The 22,307-nt window shown below is 38.8% G+C and carries 20 protein-coding genes; all 20 read left to right on the top strand.

Annotated elements, in window-relative coordinates; genetic code table 11:
- The first annotated feature begins 3 nt into the window (after positions 1 to 3).
- On the top strand, positions 4 to 3,585 hold the full coding sequence (gene smc, locus CRI88_RS03145) for a chromosome segregation protein SMC (protein ID WP_058843498.1): 3,582 nt from the start codon (positions 4 to 6) through the stop codon (positions 3,583 to 3,585).
- On the top strand, positions 3,582 to 4,874 hold the full coding sequence (gene ftsY, locus CRI88_RS03140; protein ID WP_036124791.1) for a signal recognition particle-docking protein FtsY: 1,293 nt from the start codon (positions 3,582 to 3,584) through the stop codon (positions 4,872 to 4,874). Before smc ends, ftsY begins: the two co-directional genes overlap by 4 nt.
- A 201-nt stretch (positions 4,875 to 5,075) precedes the next feature.
- On the top strand, positions 5,076 to 5,411 hold the full coding sequence (locus CRI88_RS03135; RefSeq protein WP_036124788.1) for a putative DNA-binding protein: 336 nt from the start codon (positions 5,076 to 5,078) through the stop codon (positions 5,409 to 5,411).
- A 12-nt stretch (positions 5,412 to 5,423) separates the two neighbouring features.
- The gene (gene ffh, locus CRI88_RS03130) at positions 5,424 to 6,782 is read left to right on the top strand and encodes a signal recognition particle protein (protein WP_036124787.1); all 1,359 of its coding nucleotides are present in this window, start codon (positions 5,424 to 5,426) and stop codon (positions 6,780 to 6,782) included.
- A 94-nt stretch (positions 6,783 to 6,876) separates the two neighbouring features.
- Positions 6,877 to 7,149 carry a 30S ribosomal protein S16 gene (gene rpsP / locus CRI88_RS03125; protein ID WP_004269411.1) on the top strand — a complete coding sequence of 91 codons (273 nt, stop codon included), beginning with the start codon at positions 6,877 to 6,879 and terminating at the stop codon, positions 7,147 to 7,149.
- Between the two features lie 15 nt (positions 7,150 to 7,164).
- Positions 7,165 to 7,398, top strand: a complete 234-nt coding sequence (locus CRI88_RS03120) for a KH domain-containing protein (protein WP_004269410.1) — start codon at positions 7,165 to 7,167, stop codon at positions 7,396 to 7,398.
- 386 nt (positions 7,399 to 7,784) lie between these two features.
- Complete coding sequence (rimM, locus tag CRI88_RS03115; protein ID WP_036124784.1) at positions 7,785 to 8,300, top strand: ribosome maturation factor RimM; 516 nt, start codon at positions 7,785 to 7,787, stop codon at positions 8,298 to 8,300.
- Positions 8,300 to 9,037 carry a tRNA (guanosine(37)-N1)-methyltransferase TrmD gene (gene trmD / locus CRI88_RS03110; RefSeq protein ID WP_036124836.1) on the top strand — a complete coding sequence of 246 codons (738 nt, stop codon included), beginning with the start codon at positions 8,300 to 8,302 and terminating at the stop codon, positions 9,035 to 9,037. The genes rimM and trmD overlap by 1 nt, the downstream gene beginning before the upstream one ends.
- 116 nt (positions 9,038 to 9,153) lie before the next feature.
- Positions 9,154 to 9,498, top strand: coding sequence for a 50S ribosomal protein L19 (gene rplS, locus CRI88_RS03105; RefSeq protein WP_036124783.1), 345 nt, complete (start codon positions 9,154 to 9,156; stop codon positions 9,496 to 9,498).
- A gap of 105 nt (positions 9,499 to 9,603) precedes the next feature.
- Entirely contained in the window at positions 9,604 to 10,167 is a 564-nt protein-coding gene (lepB, locus tag CRI88_RS03100) for a signal peptidase I (protein WP_036124779.1), read from the top strand.
- Positions 10,168 to 10,224: 57 nt separating this feature from the next.
- Positions 10,225 to 11,100, top strand: a complete 876-nt coding sequence (ylqF, locus tag CRI88_RS03095) for a ribosome biogenesis GTPase YlqF (protein WP_058843499.1) — start codon at positions 10,225 to 10,227, stop codon at positions 11,098 to 11,100.
- A gap of 165 nt (positions 11,101 to 11,265) precedes the next feature.
- The gene (locus CRI88_RS03090; protein WP_036124775.1) at positions 11,266 to 12,027 is read left to right on the top strand and encodes a ribonuclease HII; all 762 of its coding nucleotides are present in this window, start codon (positions 11,266 to 11,268) and stop codon (positions 12,025 to 12,027) included.
- Positions 12,028 to 12,081: 54 nt separating this feature from the next.
- Entirely contained in the window at positions 12,082 to 13,971 is a 1,890-nt protein-coding gene (locus CRI88_RS03085; protein ID WP_058843500.1) for a hypothetical protein, read from the top strand.
- Positions 13,968 to 14,270, top strand: a complete 303-nt coding sequence (locus tag CRI88_RS03080; protein ID WP_058843501.1) for an EscU/YscU/HrcU family type III secretion system export apparatus switch protein — start codon at positions 13,968 to 13,970, stop codon at positions 14,268 to 14,270. The genes CRI88_RS03085 and CRI88_RS03080 overlap by 4 nt, the downstream gene beginning before the upstream one ends.
- 161 nt (positions 14,271 to 14,431) lie before the next feature.
- Complete coding sequence (sucC, locus tag CRI88_RS03075; protein ID WP_036124767.1) at positions 14,432 to 15,592, top strand: ADP-forming succinate--CoA ligase subunit beta; 1,161 nt, start codon at positions 14,432 to 14,434, stop codon at positions 15,590 to 15,592.
- A 19-nt stretch (positions 15,593 to 15,611) separates the two neighbouring features.
- Positions 15,612 to 16,514: a succinate--CoA ligase subunit alpha gene (gene sucD, locus CRI88_RS03070; RefSeq protein WP_054610302.1), complete on the top strand. Its 903-nt coding sequence runs from the start codon at positions 15,612 to 15,614 to the stop codon at positions 16,512 to 16,514.
- Between the two features lie 193 nt (positions 16,515 to 16,707).
- Positions 16,708 to 17,604 carry a DNA-processing protein DprA gene (gene dprA, locus CRI88_RS03065; protein ID WP_036124762.1) on the top strand — a complete coding sequence of 299 codons (897 nt, stop codon included), beginning with the start codon at positions 16,708 to 16,710 and terminating at the stop codon, positions 17,602 to 17,604.
- 92 nt (positions 17,605 to 17,696) lie between these two features.
- On the top strand, positions 17,697 to 19,775 hold the full coding sequence (gene topA / locus CRI88_RS03060) for a type I DNA topoisomerase (protein WP_036124760.1): 2,079 nt from the start codon (positions 17,697 to 17,699) through the stop codon (positions 19,773 to 19,775).
- A 19-nt stretch (positions 19,776 to 19,794) separates the two neighbouring features.
- Positions 19,795 to 21,108: an FADH(2)-oxidizing methylenetetrahydrofolate--tRNA-(uracil(54)-C(5))-methyltransferase TrmFO gene (gene trmFO, locus CRI88_RS03055; RefSeq protein ID WP_058843502.1), complete on the top strand. Its 1,314-nt coding sequence runs from the start codon at positions 19,795 to 19,797 to the stop codon at positions 21,106 to 21,108.
- A 287-nt stretch (positions 21,109 to 21,395) separates the two neighbouring features.
- Entirely contained in the window at positions 21,396 to 22,295 is a 900-nt protein-coding gene (xerC, locus tag CRI88_RS03050) for a tyrosine recombinase XerC (protein ID WP_036124756.1), read from the top strand.
- Positions 22,296 to 22,307: the final 12 nt, after the last annotated feature.

Raw genomic sequence — 22,307 nt, 5'->3', positions numbered from 1 at the left:
TAGATGTTCCTAAAACGACTAGAAGTGATTGGCTTTAAATCCTTTGCGGAGCGCATTGGAATTGATTTTGTACCCGGTGTTACAGCGGTTGTTGGACCAAATGGCAGTGGAAAAAGTAATGTCACAGATGCGATTCGTTGGGTACTTGGGGAGCAATCGGCAAAGTCGTTACGTGGAGCAAAGATGGAAGATGTTATTTTTGCTGGCAGTGACTCTCGTAAGCCACTCAACTTTGCAGAGGTAACACTTATATTAGACAATACTGACGAGCAACTTGCTTTTTCTTATACAGAAGTCAGCGTAACAAGACGCGTATACCGTTCAGGTGATAGTGAATATTTATTAAATAACCAACAGTGTCGCCTGAAGGATATTACGGACTTGTTTATGGATTCAGGGCTTGGGAAAGAGGCATTTTCAATTATTTCTCAAGGCCGTGTTGATGAAATCTTAAATAGCCGCCCTGACGACCGTCGTTCGATTTTTGAAGAGGCAGCTGGCGTTTTAAAGTATAAAATAAGAAAGAAAAAAGCAGAGCATAAGCTTGTAGAGACAGATGAGAATTTGTATCGTGTATTAGATATACTCCATGAATTAGACAACCGATTAGAGCCGCTTGAAATGCAGGCTTCTAGTGCGAGAGACTATGTCCAAATGTCTACCGAGCTAAAAGATTTTGATATTGCCATTCTTGTGCATGATTTTAAAAATTGTGCACAATCTTTGCATGCACTAAAAGCTGAATTTACCGAGCTGTCTGCAACTGAGCAACAACAAGCTCAAAATATTGCAACAATCGATATACAAACAACCAATATTCGCAAGTTATTAAAAGAACTTGATGATTATTTGGATGTTTCACAGGCTGATCTTGTCAATGCCACAATGGAGGTAGAGCGTTGGGATGGTCGTAAGGCACTAATGGCTGAAAAACGACAAAATGCTTCCAATCAACTACTGCAGCTGAATGCGACATTACAAGAAGCAAAAGAAGAAGTAGACGTACTGCTTGTACAAGAACAGGAGAAAAAAGAAGCATTTTCAGAGAAACAGCAAGCACTCTCCATACTCAAGCAGAGCATTAAACAGTTAGAACAGTCATTAAATCGTTCTGTTACGGAAATTGAACAAGAAATTGAAGAACAAAAAAATCGATATATTGATTCATTGAATGAAGAAGCAACTATTAAGAATGAATTGAAAAATATCGATCAGCAATTAGCGCAACAAAAGGCTATGGCAGCAAGAATGTCCAATCAAACTGATGAAATTGGACAGGAGCTTACGCAAATTGTTGCTGAGAAAGAAAAGCTAGTCGCTGAACACACTTCCACAACAAATGATTTGCAAGCTAAGCTTGAACAATATGAGTCGCTGCAAGTTCAGTTGAAAAATACAAATTCTTCCTTTGCTGAGAAACAGGATATGCTGTATAAAGCTTATCAGCATCAGCAGCAATTAAAGGCGAGAAAAGATACATTAGCCGAGTTGGAAGCCGATTTTTCAGGATTTTTCCAAGGAGTTAAAGAAGTTTTGCTCGCTCGTGATAAAGGTGAATTACAAGGAATTGAGGGGGCTGTCGCTGAATTACTACAAGTTGAGGGGAAATACTCTCAAGCGATAGAAACAGCTTTAGGTGCAGCCTCTCAGCATATTGTCACAACGAATGAACGACATGCACAGCAAGCCATTCATTGGTTAAAGCAAAAACGAGCTGGACGAGCTACTTTTTTACCAAAAACCGTGATGAAGTCACGTAAAATTAATCCAGCTACGATCCAACTAGCGATAGAGCATCCAGCTTTTATTCAAATAGCAGATGCGCTTGTGACATTTAATGAAGATAATCGTACAATTGTTGAAAATCTTTTAGGGCATGTCATTGTGGCAGCAAATCTGGAAGGGGCCAGTCAAATCGCTCGATTATGTGGTTTCCGATACCGAGTGGTCACACTTGATGGAGATATTGTCAATGCAGGGGGTTCTTTAACAGGTGGTGCTATGAAACAGCAATCCTCACTCTTTACAAGAAAAGCCGAATTAGATGATTTAATCCTCAAGCTAGAGTCATTACAGGATTCCATTTATAGTGCTGAACAGGCTGTAGCAACCGAAAAAGACAAGCTTGCAACACTTCGAGATCAAGTAGAACAGTTAAAGCTTGAAGGAGAGCAATTACGAAAAGATGAGATGCAACAGGCTGGTCGTATCCGCGAGTTAGAGGTTGTTGAAAAAAGCTTATCAGCCCGAGTATCTTTTACTTCAACTGAAACTCAAGATGTAAAAACACGTGAGGAAGCATTGTTATCACAAAAGCAAGAGGCAATGGAGCGATTAAACGCACTAGCCGATGAGCTTGTCGAAATCAATGATACTGTCGAGCAATTAAGTAAGGTAAAGCTACAAGGTGAGACAGAGAAGGACGTATTACGAGAGCAACTAGCGGAAAAACGTTCACAATTAGCAGTAATGCAAGAACAAATGTCGCAAGTTCAAATTTCCACTGCTGAGCTAGCACTACAATTGAACAAAGCTCAACAAAAAGTTGAAAATATTTCTCAGGAAATATTATGGCTTCAATCCGATGAATCGACAAATCATTTAAGTGATGAAGAGGTTGAGGAGCAGGTAATCACATGGAAAGCGAGAAGAGATGCCTTACAAGAGACTATTTCTCGAAAGAAAGAGGAGAAGGTAGGGCAACAACAAGAACTCACAACATTAGAAGAACAACTGAAAGAAATGCAACGTATACATAAAGGATACCTTGAAGCAATACGTGCAAATGAGTTGAAACAAAGCCGTTTAGAATTTGAAATGGATAATTTCAAAGAACAACTCGAAGAAAACTATCAGTTAACATTTGAAGAGGCAGAGGAAGAAGCTCTTTCGATAGAAGACGAAGAGTTCGTACGACGCCGTGTGAAACTGTTGAAAAAATCCATTGAAGAGCTTGGTCCTGTTAATTTAGGGGCGATTGAGGAATATGAACGAGTACTTGAACGTCATACATTCTTAACTGAACAACGAGAGGATTTACTTGCTGCACAGGAAACATTGCATGAAGCCATTAAAGAAATGGATGAAGAAATGACATTGCGCTTTAGTGAAACGTTCTATGCAATACGAGAACAATTTAAACTTGTTTTCCGTGAATTATTTGGCGGTGGGCAAGCGGATTTAGTGTTAATTGATCCGCAAAATTTACTAGAAACAGGCATTGAAATAGTGGCACAACCTCCAGGGAAAAAACTACAAAATTTAAGTTTGCTTTCTGGTGGTGAGCGAGCACTGACAGCAATTGCCTTATTATTCTCTATCCTAAATATACGACCTGTACCATTCTGTATTCTCGACGAAGTAGAGGCGGCTTTGGATGAGGCAAATGTTGTGCGCTATAGCCAGTATTTAAAAAGATTTAGCCGTGACACACAATTCATTGTTATTACACATCGTAAAGGGACGATGGAGGGAGCTGATGTCTTGTATGGTATAACAATGCAAGAATCGGGTGTATCAAAACTCGTATCAGTAAAATTAGAAGATGAACCCGTACTTGCGGAGCAAAGGAGCGAACAAGCATGAGTTTTTTTAAGCGTTTAAAAGATAAATTAATGGGAAATCCAGCCGAGGAAGAAAAACTAGAGGCGCTTGACAACGAGCAGGATGCTGATCTTCAAGAGCTAGATCTAGATGAAGCAAACGAAACGGCTGCTATTGAGACTGTTGATGTAGAAGTGGTTGAGCAAATAGAAGAATCTCCAGAGATGGAAATTGTGAAAGAAGCAGCAGTAGAACCTTCAACTGAAATAGAAAAAGAACAACCAGAAATACAGCCAGAAGTACAAGATCTGGAAGTACAAGAGCTAGCAGTTATTGAGGATACACCAGTAGAGGAGAAAAAGCCTTCTGCTTGGTCGATTACACAAAAATTCAAGGCTGGTCTTGAAAAAACACGTAATTCCTTTACTTCTAAAGTGAACGACCTTGTTGCGCGTTATCGTAAAGTGGATGAGGATTTCTTTGAAGAATTAGAGGATTTATTATTACAAGCTGATGTCGGCTTTGAAACAGTTATGGAGCTAATGGATAAACTGCGTTTCGAAGTACAACGTAAAAATATAAAAGATACGAACGGTATCCAAGCCGTGATTTCTGAGAAGCTTGTAGAAATTTATGAGCAAGGTGAAGAAGATTTAATTGATCTAAATATGCAGCCAGATGGTGAGCTGACAGTTATTCTATTTGTCGGAGTAAATGGCGTTGGAAAAACGACAACGATCGGCAAACTAGCGCATCGCTTAAAAACACAAGGGAAAACCGTTGTTTTAGCTGCTGGTGATACGTTCCGTGCTGGTGCGATAGATCAATTACAAGTATGGGGAGATCGTGTCGGTTGTGAAGTTATCAAACAATCTGAGGGCTCTGATCCAGCGGCAGTCATGTATGATGCGATTCGTGCAGCCAAAAATAGAAAAGCCGATGTATTAATTTGCGATACAGCTGGTCGCTTGCAAAACAAAGTGAACTTAATGAATGAACTTGAAAAGGTACATCGTGTCATTTCACGTGAAATTCCAAATGCGCCACATGAAGTATTATTAGCATTAGATGCCACAACAGGCCAAAATGCACTTGTGCAAGCACAAACATTTAAAGAAGCAACGAATGTAACAGGTATTGTCTTAACGAAGCTAGACGGTACAGCTAAGGGCGGGATTGTGCTTGCTATTCGCAATAAGCTGCACATTCCTGTGAAATTTGTTGGTCTTGGTGAGAAAATGGATGATCTACAGCCATTTGATGCTGAACGATATGTTTATGGTTTATTTGCCGATGGTTTGGATAAAGAATTAGAAAATAATGAAGATTAACAGCGAACATCGCTGAGTAATTTTATAAAACGCTCGACTGTGTATAGGTGAATTGACTTGTTTAAAAGAGTAATACTTGCTAAAGGCGTAAAATATGCCTGCAAGCAGACATTTAAGCTTTTAGACAAGGAGATTACCTTGACACAGACGGGCGCTTTTCGTTATGATACAAATGACTAATAGCGGGAGGAGAAACATTCGATGCTACTTGAAAAAACAACACGCATGAACTTTCTCTTCGACTTTTATCAAGCATTATTAACAGATAAGCAAAGAAGTTATATGGAACTATACTATTTGGATGATAACTCTCTAGGAGAAATCGCTGAATCGTATGGAGTTTCACGCCAAGCTGTTTACGATAATATTCGTCGAACAGAAGCGATGCTTGAGGAATATGAAGAAAAATTATGTTTACTTGAAAAATTTCAACAACGTACCCAAATGCTGTCACAGCTTACAATGGGGATTACAGAGAAAAGTATGACAGATGAACAGCAGTTAGCACTTATTGAACAGCTGAAAGAATGGGATTAGGAGGCGAAAGCAATGGCTTTTGAAGGATTAGCGGAACGACTCCAAGGAACGATCCAAAAGATTAAAGGCAAAGGGAAAGTATCAGAGCAAGACGTTAAAGAAATGATGCGAGAAGTCCGATTTGCTTTAATCGAAGCGGATGTTAACTTAAAAGTAGTCAAAGAGTTTGTGAAAAAGGTAAGTGAGCGTGCTGTCGGTGTTGAAGTTATGCAAAGCTTAACACCAGGGCAGCAAGTTATTAAAATCGTACAAGATGAATTAACGGAATTAATGGGTGGCGAACAAAGCCCTATTAAGTTTAATACAAAGCCGCCAACAGTCATTATGATGGTCGGTTTACAAGGTGCGGGTAAAACGACGACTACAGGAAAACTGGCAAATGTCTTACGGAAAAAATTTAATCGTAAGCCGTTACTAGTTGCCGCAGACGTTTATCGCCCAGCAGCCGTTCAACAGCTACAAACATTAGGTAAACAGTTATCATTACCTGTTTTTGCTTTAGGAACCGAGGTATCTCCAGTAGAAATTGCTCGTCAAGCAATCGAATTGGCAAAGGAAGAGCATCATGATGTGGTGATTATCGATACGGCTGGTCGTCTTCATATCGATGAAGATTTAATGCAGGAATTAAAAGATATTCGTGCATTAAAAGAGCCAGATGAGGTATTCCTTGTTGTCGATGCTATGACAGGTCAGGATGCTGTCAATGTGGCAGAAAGCTTTAATGAGGCCATTGGTATTACAGGCGTTGTTTTAACAAAACTTGATGGTGATACTCGTGGAGGTGCTGCATTATCCATTCGTTCTGTAACGCAGAAACCGATTAAGTTTGTCGGTATGGGTGAGAAAATGGATGCGCTAGAGCCTTTCCATCCAGAGCGTATGGCGTCTCGTATATTAGGTATGGGAGATGTTCTGTCGCTGATCGAAAAGGCGCAAGCAAATGTAGATGAAGCAAAAGCCAAAGAATTAGAAGAAAAATTCAAGTCCCAAACCTTTACATTTGATGATTTCGTTGAACAATTACAACAAGTCAAAAAAATGGGACCACTTGATGAAATTTTAAAAATGCTCCCAGGTGCAAACAAAATCAAAGGCTTGGATAATGTAAAAGTAGATGATAAACAAATGGGGCGTGTAGAGGCCATTATTTACTCGATGACCCCTGCTGAAAAGACCAACCCAGAAATCATAAATGGTAGCCGTAAAAAGCGTATTGCTAAAGGCTCTGGGACATCTATTCAAGAGGTGAATCGTCTCATTAAGCAATTCGATGAAATGAAAAAAATGATGAAGCAAATGACTGGAATGGCAAGTGGTAAAGGCAAGAAAAAAATGAAATTACCAGGCTTTGATTCATTGTTTAAATAATAATTTTTAGGTGTTAAGAAAAAACACTTTACAAACAACCTAAACATTGATAATATACTATCTTGTGTGAAACTTATTCGGAGGTGCTATTAAAATGGCAGTTAAAATTCGCTTAAAACGTATGGGAGCTAAAAAATCTCCTTTCTATCGTATCGTAGTTGCAGACGCTCGTTCACCACGTGACGGTCGTCAAATCGAAACAGTTGGTACTTACAACCCACTAACTCAACCAGCTACTGTAAACATTGATGAAGAGAAAGCTCTTAAATGGTTAGCTGACGGTGCAAAACCATCAGATACAGTGCGTAACCTGTTCTCAGAACAAGGTATCATGGAAAAATTCCATAACCAAAAATTCAGTAAATAATCGGGGGCGACGTCTTTGAAGCAGCTGATTGAAGCAATCGTTTTACCGTTAGTCGATTATCCAGAAGAAGTTCGTATTGAGACGGATGAAAATGCAAATCGAATTGTTTATAAACTTTTTGTTCATCCAGAGGATCGAGGGAAAGTCATAGGCAAGCAAGGGCGAGTAGCGAAAGCGATTCGTACAATTGTTTATTCAGCGGCAGGTAGTCACCATCAAAAGAAGACCTACGTCGATATATTGGATTAATAGAAAAGATTTTCACGCTCTTGCAACAAGTACAAATGAGTCCTGATAGGTGTGTTTACATGTCGCTTAGGAGTTCAAAGTGGCTTTTAGCATGAAACGTAAAATCTGGACAAAGAAGGAGGGAGCTTGTAGGTTCCTTCCTTTTTTTATCTTGTTTTAACAGCAGCATGTATCTAGTATTTCTGTTTAAGCAGAACAGAAAACTGTTATAACGATTACAGCTAAAGGGTATTGCTTATATTAATAATGACAAGACAAATCAGTCTTAGCTAAAACGACATTCTTCCAAGCACATCTGTAAGCGGTGATAAATGAGCGAACGGTAGCTATTTATTTGGTGAGCAGGATGCTTTATGGAGAGAAGTTTTTTACGAGGTGAAAGTTGAATGGAATGGTTTAATGTAGGTCGTATTGTCAATACACACGGTATTCGTGGTGAGATACGTGTATTATCGACAACAGACTTTGAAGAAGAGCGTTTTGCAGTAGGAAATAAACTTGCTGCCTTTAAAAAAGACGATAAGAAGCCAACCTGGGTAACGATTGGTTCGGTGCGTCGTCATAAAAACTTTATTCTTTTAACTTTTGAAGGCATGAACAATATCAACTTGGTTGAGCCGTTTAAAGAAGGCATGCTGAAAGTAACAAAAGATCAAATGACAGATGATCTACTTGCAGAAAATGAATTCTTTTTCCATGAAATAATAGGCTGCACAGTTATTTCTGAAGAGGGCGAAACAATTGGTGTTGTGGCAGATATCCTGCAAACAGGAGCAAACGATGTATGGGTAGTTAAAGGCTCGAAGAAAGAGCATTATATCCCTTATATCGAAGATATCGTAAAAGATATTGATGTTGTAGATAAAAAAATTATCATCCATGTAATGGAAGGCTTATTATGATGAACATTCATGTATTAAGCCTGTTCCCTGATATGTTCTCAGGCGTTTTTGGTGCATCTATTTTAAAGAAAGCGCAAGAAAAAGGTGCTGTAAAGCTAGAGGTCACGGATATTCGTACATTTTCAGGGAACAAACACAAGCAAGTCGATGACTATCCATATGGTGGTGGTGCGGGTATGGTTTTAAAGCCTGAACCTATGTTTAGTGCAGTGGAGGCCATCACTGCTGGCAAACAACCACGTATCATTTTAATGTGTCCTCAAGGTGAACGATTCACCCAGAAAAAAGCAGAAGAGCTAGCACAAGAAACGGAGTTAGTGTTCTTATGTGGTCATTATGAAGGCTATGATGAGCGTATACGTCAGCACCTCGTGACAGACGAGATTTCCATTGGCGATTTCGTGTTAACAGGTGGGGAATTAGGCGCTATGACTGTTATTGATAGCGTAGTTCGATTGTTGCCTGGTGTCTTAGGGCAAGAGAATTCGCATATCCAGGATTCTTTTTCAACGGGTCTACTTGAGCATCCACATTATACACGACCTGCGGAGTTTCGTGGGATGAAGGTACCTGATGTTTTAGTATCGGGGAATCACGCTAGAATCGAGCAATGGCGAGAGGAACAATCGCTGAAAAGAACTTTTGAGCGCCGTCCTGACTTATTGGAGCATTATCCATTAACAGACAAGCAAAAATTGTATCTAGAAAAACTAAAAAACAATCATCAAGATGCTTGATTGCCTGCTCTATTTATGATAACATCTAATCTGTACTTCTATGTGAAGTGCTGAATTACGGTGTTCCGCTGTGGCATAGATTGCGTGCAAGAGCATCTGTCTAAGGAGAGAAAACAATGTCAAACATTATTACAGAAATTACAAAAGCTCAGCTTCGCACTGATCTACCAACTTTCCGTCCTGGTGATACTGTTAAGGTACACGTGAAAGTAGTAGAGGGTACTCGTGAACGTATCCAACTTTTCGAAGGTGTAGTAATTAAACGTCGTGGTGGCGGTATTAGCGAAACTTTCACAGTTCGTAAAATTTCTTACGGTGTAGGTGTTGAGCGTACATTCCCTGTACACACACCAAAAATCGCTAACTTAGAAGTTGTACGTCGTGGTAAAGTACGTCGTGCTAAACTTTACTACCTACGTAACCTACGTGGTAAAGCTGCTCGTATTAAAGAAATTCGATAATTATGACTTAAAAGTGAGGGGCTTGTGTTCAAGCCCCTTTTCTTTTTGCTTGTCATCTTTATTCACTATCATCTAAAATAGTGTTAGACAAGGGGGCAATTCTCAATGGAAAAACAAGTGAAAGAAAAGAATGAATTATGGGAATGGACAAAAGCACTATTAATTGCATTTGCGATTGCTGCAGTGATTCGATATTTTTTATTTACACCTATTGCAGTTGATGGAGAGTCCATGATGCCAACCCTTGAAGATGGCGACCGGATGATTGTGAATAAGATTGGTTATAAAATAGGTGAACCAAAGCGTTTTGATATCGTTGTATTTCATGCACCTGAACAAAAAAATTACATAAAGCGTGTAATAGGACTGCCAGGAGATACGCTGGAATATAAGGACGATCAATTATATATTAATGGTGAACCAATAGATGAGCCCTATTTAGATGCATATAAAGCGCAAATTGCTGGGGGGACCCTAACAGAAGACTTTACCTTAAAAGATATTGATGTTTCCGTGGATACTATTCCAGAAGGATATGTTTTTGTCATGGGGGATAACCGTCGAAATAGTAAAGATAGTCGTCATATTGGCCTTGTTGAACAAAAGGAAATTATTGGTAATACAAGTTTGATTTTCTGGCCATTTAGTGACATAAAAATTGTAAAGTAATGCAAGAAAGGGAGAGCTTAATCACTCCCTTTTTCTTTTAGTTTAGGAGGTATAGCTATGACAATACAATGGTTTCCAGGGCATATGGCGAAAGCCCGACGTGAAGTAACGGAAAAATTAAAGCTTGTCGATATTATATTTGAATTAATAGATGCACGTTTACCGCTATCCTCACGTAATCCGATGATCGACGAAGTGATTAACCAAAAACCACGTCTTTTAATTTTAAATAAAGCGGATATGGCAGATGAGCAAGAAACACGTAAATGGGTAGAATATTTTGCACAACGTGGTCATAAAGCCGTAGCCATAAACTCACTTGAGGGTAAGGGCTTACAGCAAGTAACAAAAGCGGCGCAAGAAATTTTAAAAGAGAAATTTGATCGCATGAAGGCGCGAGGTATGAAACCTAGAGCTATTCGTGCCATGATTGTTGGAATACCTAACGTAGGGAAATCCACACTGATTAATCGCTTGGCGAAAAAAAATATCGCTAAAACCGGAAATACACCAGGTGTAACAAAAGCACAGCAATGGATTAAAGTTGGTAAAGAGCTAGAGCTACTGGATACACCAGGTATTTTATGGCCAAAATTTGAAGATCAAGAAGTAGGCTTTAAATTAGCTTTAACTGGTGCGATTAAGGATACCATCACAAATATGGAAGATTTAGCTGTCTATGGCTTGCGTTTCTTATCCGATCATTATCCAAAGCGTATGGAGGAACGTTATGGTTTCGAATTTATCCATGAGGAGCTAGTGGATACTTTTGATCATATTGGCAAGCTACGCCGTGTATTTGGACCTGGCGGAGAAATTGATTATGATCAAGTAGCACAGCTGATTGTTCGAGATATACGCGGCTTACAATTAGACAAACTGACCTTTGATTTTGTTGATGAACAGCTAAAAAAAGAGGCTGAACAATTATAAGTATTGAAACTGTCACATGTTCTTTTGTGACAGTTTTTCTTTTAGGAATGAATTTTCTTACCGATAATGACTATAGAGAGGAAAATAGTTTTCAAATGAAAGAGACTACATAAAAAACTGAACATGATATAGTTTTATTGAGTAGAAGCAAGAAGGAGCACTTAAATGAAAACCATTAAAGAAATTAACACTGCATTGAAAGGTGCAGAAGAATGGCAAGATTGGATGATAGAAATAGCAACGGATGAAAGAACAGGTGTACAGAAGGCGTGGCATACTTGGCAAAAACGACAAGATAAAAAACGTCAATTACTGCAAGAACATCAAGCGAAAGTAGCATTTGATTTAAGCTATGGGAGTATCGATACATTGGTTGCGGGTGTAGATGAAGCAGGACGTGGACCATTAGCGGGACCTGTTGTGACAGCAGCTGTTATTTTACCTACAAATTGTGAGGCCCTTGTTGGTCTGAATGATTCAAAGCAATTATCAAAGGAGAAACGAAACGCCTTTGCAACGTTAATTAAAGAGCATGCCATTAGTTATTTTGTTCATTTCCAATCCGCTCAGCAAATCGATGCACTGAATATATACGAGGCAACCAAACAATCTATGAAAGTAAGTGTAGAATCATTGGCGACAAAGCCTGATGTAGTTTTAGTAGATGCTATGACATTACCCATTTCGATTCCTCAGGATTCAATTATCAAAGGGGATGCCAAGAGCTTAGCAATCGCAGCTGCCTCCATTCTAGCTAAAACAGCCCGAGACGATTATATGGAGCAACTAGACAAAGAATTTCCTATGTATGGCTTTGGGCAACATGCAGGCTATGGGACAAAGCAACATTTAAATGCATTGGAAGAATATGGACCAACAATTCACCATCGTAAATCATTTGAACCGATAAAATCAATGATTCAATAAAGCTACAGAATGGGACAATGACACGAGGGAGTAATTGATGAAAGGAGTATGTATATGTCAGCCACATCATTTAATCCGATTCAACTACAACAAAATGCCATGACTTCAGCAAATCAGCCACTTGCTTTAAAGCAGGGACAAGTATTTCACGGTACCATTAAGCAATTATATCCAGATCAAATGGCAGAAATACAAGTAGGTAATCAAAAATTTATAGCGAAACTTGAAGTACCGTTAAAGACGGGTGATGCCCATTTCTTTCAGGTAACAGGAACAAATCCACAAACCGAATTAAAAGTGGCTACAGGACCAATGGCACAAGCATCTTCTCCAAATCAACAAATCAATCAGCTACTAGAATCCATGAATTTGCCTAAAACAGCAGAGATGCAGCAATTGCTAGGACATTTTATGAAGGAACAGTTACCTATTTCAAAAGAGCAATTAATGCAGGCAGAAATGTGGCTAAAGGCATTACCAGAGGGCATTTCAAAAGCGGATGCACTACAGGTCATTCAAAAAATGATAGAGCTTAAAATGCCAATGACGAATGATGTTTTTCAAGCCTTACTAAGTGGACAAAAAACATCTGGTATGGCGATGACTATGGATAATTTTGCACAGCTTTTAGCAAGGGATACTACTTTATCTGAAGTGCTTAAGCAAAATTTGATGCAGCAGGTACAAGCGATTGCTAAACCTTTTGAAATAGAAACAGGCAGTCTGATTTTAGCTAGAGCGATACAGAGCTTAACAAATGATGCTGCTGCGATGAGTGAAAAAATGCAAGCCTTAACAATTTTAAAGGAAGCAGGCATACTGCCACAACAAGCAACATGGCAAAACTGGACGAATATCAATGACCCTAAAGCGGCACAACCAATGCAGCAGGCTGGCCAAGTTGTACAAACGATCCTTGCATCAAAGCCTGAAAATGTAAGTCAGCTAATTGAACAGTTGAAATCATGGACAGCCAACCAAAATTTCTTAACAAATGAACAAAAACTACAGCTCAATCAGTTAATGGATCGTTTTAATCAATTACCAGTATCGAAGCAAACATTAGAAATTTTTGCTAAACAAATGCAGGAGCAGTTAATAAAAGCGTTTGCTCAAAATACTGCTGATCGTTTATTTACACAGGATGCTAATGCATTGTCTAGCAAGGAACATTTGCTATCTCTTATAAGGCAAGAAGCGACGACTCCATTACAAAATGAAGCACTGATGCGTAACCTTGTTAAAACTAGTGTTGAATCACCGCAACCGATGATTCAACAAATAGTGACACAAGCTGATGCACTTGTACAAAATTCGGTGGATAGTAAGGCGATGCAGCATGCTCTTAAAACGGTGTTAAAAAATTTAGGGATTAGCTATGAGGCGACATTGGGGAACAAATCAGCAGATATACAAATGATTACCCATCAATTAAAGCCACAGCTCCACACATTATTGCAGGAAAGTAATATTACACCACAATTGAGAGAAGCGGCAGAAATGTTGATGACGCGTATGAATGGTATGCAGCTATCTTCAGGAGAAAATGGCCATCAACATCAGCTCATTATGCAAGTCCCGCTTGAATTTTTCGGCAAAAAGATGGATGCAACATTACAGTGGAATGGTCGCATGAAGGAAGATGGCAAAATTGATGCCAATTATGCACGCGTATTATTTTATTTACAGATGGCATCCATGCAAGAAACGGTAATTGATATGCAGGTTCAAAATAGAGTAGTTACAGTAACGATATTTAATGAAAATTCGGATATTCAGCCACTTGCGGAGCCATTAAAGGCTGCCTTGAAAATGGGATTGGCAGAAAAGGATTATCAACTATCAGGTGTTTTTATTAAACAATTTGACAAGGGGCAAACAGAAAAAGGAAGTACTGTAGTAGAACAGCGAGAGGAGCAGAGTGGGGTGGATATCCGCGTATGAGCGAAGAAAAATTTACTCGAAAAGAAGCAATTGCACTTACCTATAAACTTGGACAAATGGATAGTCCGACTGTTGTAGCAAAGGGAAAAGGGAAAATTGCCGAGAATATTTTGGCACGTGCAAATGAGCATAATGTGCCGATTTATGAGGATCCTAACCTTGTGCAGTTGCTTGGTCAATTAGATTTAAACGAGTCTATTCCAGAAGAATTATATCAGGCGGTTTCGGAGGTTTTTGCTTTTATTTATCGTTTAGATCAACAACATGCGAAAAAATACAGAAAAAACGAAGTATTCTGACTGTTTTGCAAGCTGTTTTAGTACACAAAATAGAAAAAAGCGTCATAATAAGAGAGAAAATTCGAACTAAAGACAAAGTGTAGACTTTATCAGAATGTTTCGTTAGAATAGTCTATGTTAGTAAAACAATTCTATGCAAATGTTTGATGGGAGGATGTATTATGAATATCCATGAATATCAAGGGAAAGAGATTCTGAGAAAATATGGTGTAGCAGTACCAAACGGAAAAGTTGCTTTTTCCCCTGATGAAGCAGTAAAAGTAGCGAAAGAACTTGGCTCAAACGTAACAGTTGTCAAGGCGCAAATTCATGCAGGTGGTCGCGGTAAAGCAGGCGGTGTAAAAATCGCTAAAAATCTTGACGAGGTGCGCACATACGCAAAAGAGTTATTAGGGAAAATTTTAGTGACTCATCAAACAGGTCCAGAAGGAAAAGAAGTAAAACGTTTGTATATTGAAGAGGGTTCTGATATCCAAAAAGAATACTATTTAAGTCTAGTATTAGACCGTGCCACATCTCGTGTTACGATGATGGGATCTGAAGAAGGCGGTATGGATATTGAAGAAGTTGCGGAAACAAATCCGGAAAAAATCTTCAAAGAAGTAGTAGATCCTGTAGTTGGATTAACAAGCTTCCAAGCACGTCGTATGGCGTTTAATATGAATATTCCAGCAAACCTTGTGGGGAAAGCTGTTAAATTAATGTTAGGCTTATATCAAGCATTTATCGACAAAGATGCATCAATTGTAGAAATTAATCCACTTGTAGTAACTGGACAAGGTGATGTAGTGGCATTAGATGCTAAATTCAATTTTGATGCCAATGCATTATATAGACATAAGGATATTGTCGAATTACGCGATTTCGACGAGGAAGATCCAAAAGAAATCGAAGCATCCAAATATGATTTAAGCTATATTTCATTAGAGGGTAACATTGGCTGTATGGTTAATGGTGCTGGTCTTGCTATGGCAACTATGGATACAATTAGCTATTATGGCGGTAGCCCTGCTAACTTCCTAGATGTAGGGGGCGGTGCAACAGCTGAAAAAGTAACAGAGGCTTTCAAAATTATCCTTTCTGATTCAAACGTAAAAGGCATTTTCGTAAACATTTTTGGTGGAATTATGAAGTGTAACATTATCGCTGAGGGTGTTGTAACGGCTGCTAAAGAAATCGGTTTAGCTGTGCCATTAGTTGTACGTTTAGAAGGTACAAATGTAGAACTTGGAAAAGAAATTTTAAATGCGTCTGGTTTAAACATCGTTGCAGCGGATTCAATGGCTGACGGTGCACAAAAAATTGTGGGACTAGTAGGCTAAGGAAGGCAGGGAGAGAACAATGGCTGTATTTATTAACAAAGATACGAAGGTAATTGTACAAGGGATCACGGGCGAAACAGCTCTTTTCCATACGAAGCAAATGCTTGAGTATGGCACAAAAATCGTAGCAGGTGTAACACCAGGTAAAGGTGGACTTGAGATCGAGGGAGTTCCTGTTTTCAATACAGTAGCAGAAGCTGTAGCTGCAACAGGTGCTACAACTTCAGTTATCTATGTACCTGCACCATTTGCGGCAGATGCAATTTTAGAAGCTGTTGATGCTGAATTAGAATTAACGATCTGTATCACAGAGCACATTCCTGTCCTTGATATGGTGAAAGTTAAACGTTATATGGAAGGTAAAAAGACTCGCTTAGTAGGTCCAAACTGTCCAGGTGTTATTACAGCTGATGAATGTAAAATTGGTATCATGCCAGGTTACATTCATACAAAAGGCCATGTAGGAGTAGTTTCTCGTTCTGGTACATTAACATATGAAGCAGTACACCAATTAACGCAAGCTGGTATTGGTCAAACAACAGCTGTAGGTATCGGTGGAGACCCTGTCAACGGTACAAACTTCATTGATGTTCTTGAAGCGTTTAATAATGATCCAGAAACTTACGCAGTAGTTATGATTGGTGAAATCGGCGGTACGGCTGAAGAAGAAGCAGCTGAATGGATTAAAGCAAATATGACAAAACCTGTTGTAGGCTTTATTGGTGGACAAACTGCCCCTCCAGGAAAACGTATGGGTCACGCTGGTGCGATCATTTCTGGTGGTAAAGGAACAGCAGCTGAGAAAATTAAAGCAATGAACGCTGCTGGTATCGAAGTTGCAGAAACACCTTCTGTCATTGGTGAAACATTGATTAAAGTAATTAAAGAAAAAGGGCTATACGAAAAGTGTAAAACCCATTAAAATGGAAGATGTAGCTATTGCGGCTACATCTTTTTCATTATTTACACGCTGCTATCATATTTCATGAAACAAATTCCTACTTACTTATGAAAAAAACGACAATTTTATGGCAGATGTATAAATAATGATGAAAAGTTGTGTTGCATTATCATGCGGTCATTTAATTTCTTCTATTATAAAGGAGGTTTATTGAATGATCCTTGCAGTAGATACACAGAGATTACTAGCTTTGCATTATATATACCCGTTACCTCTTCAGAAACTTCAACAATTATTGTCCCCGGTAAATATGTTAAGCTCTTTTGAAGACATTCATCATGATGAGATAGCGAAAATTCTACAAATATCGGCACAAAAAGCATATCAGCTCTCTCAAAGTTTTCGACAAATTATGATAAAACCTTTTGGTGCTGCGTATGCACAAGCCAATATTTTCCCCATACCGTTTTATCATCCATATTTCCCGGCGCAATTATTTGAAATATCCAATCCACCTACTGTATTGTATGTGAAAGGTCAGTATTCTTTGTTAACAAATAACAAACAGATAGCTATTATAGGCTCTAGGAAGGCTACAGCGTATTCTAAGAGGGCAATGGACCTCATAGTACCGCCTCTTGTTCAAAGTGGTTATACGGTCGTTAGTGGGCTTGCTAGAGGTGCTGATACAATGGCACATAGAGCAACAATTGATATGGGTGGTCACACAATTGCTGTACTTGGACATGGTTTTAATTATCTCTATCCAGCAGAAAATCAGATTCTTGCTAAACAAATGGCAGAGCACCAGCTATTAATAACGGAATATCCCCCTCATATGAAGCCTGAAAAATGGCATTTCCCGATGCGTAACCGAATCATTAGTGGTTTATCCCGAGCTTTAGTTGTGACAGAGGCTGCCCTAAAAAGTGGTACGCTTATTACGACAGAGCTCGCATTAGAGCAGGGGAAAGATGTATTTGTGGTGCCTGGACCTATTGATGCGACACAATCTAAGGGGACCAATCAATTACTTTTAGAAGGTGCAATTCCAGTCATGAATGGTCATCAAATCGTTGAAACACTGGAGCTCTTTTCTAACAAAAATTGAAAAAAAGTTGCATTATCTTAAAATCTGTTATACATTTTGCAACAGGTAACTTAAAAAAATTAGTAATAGACCTCGCTAAGGGGGAGACATAGATGGCGGATTATTTAGTGATTGTAGAATCACCAGCAAAAGCAAAAACGATTGAACGATATTTAGGAAAGAAATATAAAGTAAAAGCGTCGGTTGGACACGTACGAGATCTTCCACGTAGCCAAATGGGTGTTAGTGCAGAAAATAACTTTGAACCTAAGTATATTACGATACGCGGTAAAGGACCTGTTTTACAGGAATTAAAATCTGCGGCTAAAAAAGTGAAGAAAGTATATCTAGCGGCCGATCCAGACCGCGAGGGAGAAGCGATTGCTTGGCACCTTGCGACTGCGCTAAATATTGATATTCACTCGGATTGTCGTGTGGTATTTAACGAAATTACCAAAGATGCGATAATAGATTCCTTTAAAAACCCACGTCCAATCAATATGGATTTAGTAGATGCACAACAAACAAGACGTATTCTGGATCGACTTGTTGGCTATAACATTAGTCCGATACTGTGGAAAAAAGTGAAAAAAGGTTTATCTGCAGGTCGTGTACAATCTGTAGCGCTACGTATGATCATTGATCGTGAAAATGAAATTAAAAACTTTAAACCAGAAGAGTATTGGACAATTGAAGGAACGTTTGAAAAAGGTAAAAAAACATTTGATGCGCTTTACTATGGAAATGGTAAAGAAAAAATTAAATTAACAAATGAGGCACAAGTAAAGGCAATATTAAAAGATGTAAAAGGAACAAACTTTGATGTTGTCAATGTTACGAAAAAAGAACGCAAGCGTAATGCTGCACCAGCCTTTACAACATCTTCCTTACAGCAGGAGGCAGCAAGAAAATTAAATTTCCGAGCTAAGAAAACGATGATGCTAGCTCAGCAATTATATGAAGGTATTGATATTGGGAAAAAAGAGGGAACAGTCGGGTTAATCACCTATATGCGTACCGATTCCACACGTATTTCAGATACGGCAAAAGCAGAAGCGGTTACTTATATTGAAGGAAAATATGGCAAAGAATTTATTGCAACAGATATAAAACAAACGAAGAAGGCTTCGAATGCACAGGATGCTCATGAGGCGATCCGTCCAACGAGTACAATGAGAACACCAGAAGAATTAAAAGCAGTTCTTAGTCGTGATCAGTTACGTTTATATCGTTTAATTTGGGAGCGCTTTATCGCGAGCCAAATGGCACCAGCAGTTCTTGATACAGTAGCTGTAGATCTTCAAAATGGTGATGTACTATTTCGTGCAAACGGCTCACAAGTTAAATTCGCAGGCTTTATGAAACTATATATCGAAGGTACTGACGATCAAACAGAGGAGACGACAAAGCTTTTACCTGAGATGGCAATTGGTGATCAAGTAAAATCGCTCGAAATTGAGCCTAAACAACATTTTACACAGCCACCACCACGTTATTCAGAGGCGCGACTTGTTAAAACTATGGAAGAACTAGGCATTGGGCGCCCATCCACATACGCACCGACCCTCGATACAATTCAGCGCCGTGGCTATGTTGTATTAGATGCTAAACGCTTTATGCCAACAGAGCTAGGTGAAATTGTACATCAACTCGTACTAGAATTTTTCCCAGATATCATAAACATCGAATTTACAGCACAAATGGAACAAGATTTAGATGATATTGAAGAAGGCAACCGTCAATGGAAAAGTGTTGTGGAAGAGTTTTATACAGATTTTGAAGTGCATGTAAAACATGCAGATGAAGCTATGGAAAAAGTTGTGATTAAAGATGAGCCTGCTGGAGAGGATTGCGAACTTTGTGGATCTCCTATGGTCTTTAAACTGGGTCGCTATGGTAAATTTATGGCTTGCTCAAACTTCCCAGATTGTAGAAATACAAAAGCTATTATGAAACCAATTGGTGTAAAATGTCCTTCCTGTGAAACAGGCGAAATTGTGGAGCGAAAAAGTAAAACAAAACGTCTATTCTATGGTTGCAATCAGTATCCAGAATGTGAATTTGTATCATGGGACAAGCCAATTAGTAGACCATGTCCAAAATGTAATGCATTATTAGTAGAGAAAAAGATAAAAAAAGGTGTGCAAATTCAATGTACGAAATGTGACTATGAAGAAGCACCAACTCAATGATAGGAAGATGGTAAGAAACATGACTGAACAAGTAGTAAATGTAATAGGAGCAGGTCTTGCTGGTAGTGAAGCTGCATGGCAAATTGCAAAGCGTGGGGTAAAAGTAAGACTTTATGAAATGCGTCCAGTAAAGCAAACTCCGGCACATCATACTGATAAATTTGCAGAGCTTGTTTGTTCTAACTCATTGCGTGCAAATGGTTTAACAAATGCTGTAGGCGTTATTAAAGAAGAGATGCGTACGCTAGATTCGGTTATCTTAAAGGCAGCAGATCAGTGTTCAGTACCAGCTGGAGGTGCATTGGCGGTAGACCGTCATGAATTTGCGGGCTATGTGACAGAGACTGTGAAAAACCATCCACTTGTGGAGGTCATTCATGAAGAAGTCACAGAGATTCCTGAGGGTATAACAGTTATTGCTACAGGTCCACTAACATCAAAAGCTTTAGCTGAAAAAATTCAAGGTTTAACTGGCTTGGATTATTTATACTTCTACGATGCAGCAGCACCTATTATCGAAAAAGATAGCATAGATATGGATAAAGTTTATTTGAAATCTCGTTACGATAAAGGAGAAGCGGCTTATTTAAACTGTCCTATGACAAAGGAAGAATTTGATCGTTTCCGTCAAGCCTTGATCGAAGCAGAAGTTGTGCCATTGAAGGAATTTGAAAAAGAAATTTACTTTGAGGGTTGTATGCCGATTGAAGTTATGGCAGCTCGCGGAGAGAAAACCATGTTATTTGGACCGATGAAACCAGTTGGTCTTGAAGATCCAAAAACAGGAAAACGTCCGTATGCGGTTGTGCAACTTCGTCAAGATGATGCTGCTGGTACCCTTTACAACATTGTAGGCTTCCAAACTCATTTAAAATGGGGTCCACAAAAGGAAGTGCTACAGCTAATTCCAGGGTTAGAGAATGTAGAAATTGTACGTTATGGCGTCATGCACCGAAATACATTCATTAATTCACCAAAAGTTTTAGAAAAAACATATCAGCTTCGTGAGCATAAGAATATTTTCTTTGCAGGTCAAATGACGGGTGTAGAAGGATATGTTGAATCAGCAGGAAGTGGATTAATTGCAGGAATTAATGCAGCTCGTTTAGCACTTGGACAAGAGCCTATTATTTTCCCATTCGAAACGGCATTAGGCAGTATGGCGCGTTATATAACAGAAGCACAGTCGAAAAACTTCCAGCCGATGAACGTTAACTTCGGTATATTCCCTGAATTACCACCTGGTCGTCGTTCAAAACCAGAACGTGCGGAAATGCATGCAACACGCGCAATAAGCTCAATTCGCAATTTTGTGAATTCACAAACAATTTAATTGCAAAAAGCCTCTAAAAGTTGATATACTCTTAGAGGCTTTTTCTTTTTGTAGACAAAATGCTTAATTAGACGTATTTTATTATTTTGTATGAAGATTTTCTCAATTTATAACTAATTACACTTGCTATATTATGAAGATAGGTTTAGTGTCAGTATGTATGTTTATTAATGAAATGAAAAACGATACAAACTTGTAAGAGATGACAAAGAAATATTTATCCGTTATATTACAAGTGTCAGTCATTTGAGAAAATTATTAATAAATCATTGGTGGTGAATCTTTCCATGTTAGTTTCGTCCCAAGATGCACTCGAACAGTTCATGCTTTACATCCAAGTTGAAAAGAACTTCTCTGTTCATACAGTGCGAGAATATGAATCAGACCTGCTAGATTTTTTAACCTTTTTACAAAGAGAGGGCATCGATGATTTAGCGAGTGTTGAATATATACATGCACGTCTTTATGTAACAAAGTTGTACGATGAGAAAAGAGCAAGGGCCTCTATTTCTAGGAAAATTTCCTCGATACGCTCCTTTTTTCGCTTTCTAAATAGACAGTACGGATTAGATGACGGAGCATTTCGTTCTCTTTATCATCCAAAAAAAGAATCACGTTTACCCAATTTTTTCTACGAAGAAGAATTGAAGCAGCTATTTGATGCGAATACTGGTGATGATTTGAAATCATTGAGAAATATAGCTATATTAGAGCTGTTGTATGCGACAGGTATTCGTGTAAGTGAACTGACTTCAATCCAAGTAGGGGATGTAGATTTTCATTATTCGATTATACGGGTAATGGGAAAAGGTCGAAAAGAACGAATTATTCCATTTGGTCAATTTGCGAGTTTAGCAATGCAGGACTACATAGAGCAAGCTCGTCCACGATTGATGAAAAAAACTAGTCACCAGCAGTTGTTTGTCAATATGCGTGGTGGGGAACTTACTCCTCGAGGGGTACGTCATATTTTAAACGAAATGATTGACAAGGCCTCACTCCATACGAAAATTTACCCACACATGCTTCGCCATACTTTTGCCACACATTTATTGAATAATGGCGCAGATTTGCGGACAGTGCAGGAGTTATTAGGTCACTCACATTTATCTTCTACACAAGTTTACACACATGTAACAAAAGAGCATCTTCGTCAAACATATATGAATGCCCATCCAAGGGCATAATAGAGCTAAGGA

It is taken from the genome of Lysinibacillus fusiformis (assembly GCF_002845985.1).
Classification (GTDB): Bacteria; Bacillota; Bacilli; order Bacillales_A; family Planococcaceae; genus Lysinibacillus; species Lysinibacillus fusiformis_D.
Note: the sequence above shows the minus strand (reverse complement) of the source record. Positions and strands in the feature narration are given on the sequence as shown.

Coding starts and splice junctions, on each gene's coding strand:
- smc (WP_058843498.1), top strand. CDS start 4: ATGTTCCTAAAACGACTAGAAGTGATTGGCTTTAAATCCTTTGCGGAG.
- ftsY (WP_036124791.1), top strand. CDS start 3,582: ATGAGTTTTTTTAAGCGTTTAAAAGATAAATTAATGGGAAATCCAGCC.
- CRI88_RS03135 (WP_036124788.1), top strand. CDS start 5,076: ATGCTACTTGAAAAAACAACACGCATGAACTTTCTCTTCGACTTTTAT.
- ffh (WP_036124787.1), top strand. CDS start 5,424: ATGGCTTTTGAAGGATTAGCGGAACGACTCCAAGGAACGATCCAAAAG.
- rpsP (WP_004269411.1), top strand. CDS start 6,877: ATGGCAGTTAAAATTCGCTTAAAACGTATGGGAGCTAAAAAATCTCCT.
- rimM (WP_036124784.1), top strand. CDS start 7,785: ATGGAATGGTTTAATGTAGGTCGTATTGTCAATACACACGGTATTCGT.
- trmD (WP_036124836.1), top strand. CDS start 8,300: ATGAACATTCATGTATTAAGCCTGTTCCCTGATATGTTCTCAGGCGTT.
- rplS (WP_036124783.1), top strand. CDS start 9,154: ATGTCAAACATTATTACAGAAATTACAAAAGCTCAGCTTCGCACTGAT.
- lepB (WP_036124779.1), top strand. CDS start 9,604: ATGGAAAAACAAGTGAAAGAAAAGAATGAATTATGGGAATGGACAAAA.
- ylqF (WP_058843499.1), top strand. CDS start 10,225: ATGACAATACAATGGTTTCCAGGGCATATGGCGAAAGCCCGACGTGAA.
- CRI88_RS03090 (WP_036124775.1), top strand. CDS start 11,266: ATGAAAACCATTAAAGAAATTAACACTGCATTGAAAGGTGCAGAAGAA.
- CRI88_RS03085 (WP_058843500.1), top strand. CDS start 12,082: ATGTCAGCCACATCATTTAATCCGATTCAACTACAACAAAATGCCATG.
- CRI88_RS03080 (WP_058843501.1), top strand. CDS start 13,968: ATGAGCGAAGAAAAATTTACTCGAAAAGAAGCAATTGCACTTACCTAT.
- sucC (WP_036124767.1), top strand. CDS start 14,432: ATGAATATCCATGAATATCAAGGGAAAGAGATTCTGAGAAAATATGGT.
- sucD (WP_054610302.1), top strand. CDS start 15,612: ATGGCTGTATTTATTAACAAAGATACGAAGGTAATTGTACAAGGGATC.
- dprA (WP_036124762.1), top strand. CDS start 16,708: ATGATCCTTGCAGTAGATACACAGAGATTACTAGCTTTGCATTATATA.
- topA (WP_036124760.1), top strand. CDS start 17,697: ATGGCGGATTATTTAGTGATTGTAGAATCACCAGCAAAAGCAAAAACG.
- trmFO (WP_058843502.1), top strand. CDS start 19,795: ATGACTGAACAAGTAGTAAATGTAATAGGAGCAGGTCTTGCTGGTAGT.
- xerC (WP_036124756.1), top strand. CDS start 21,396: ATGTTAGTTTCGTCCCAAGATGCACTCGAACAGTTCATGCTTTACATC.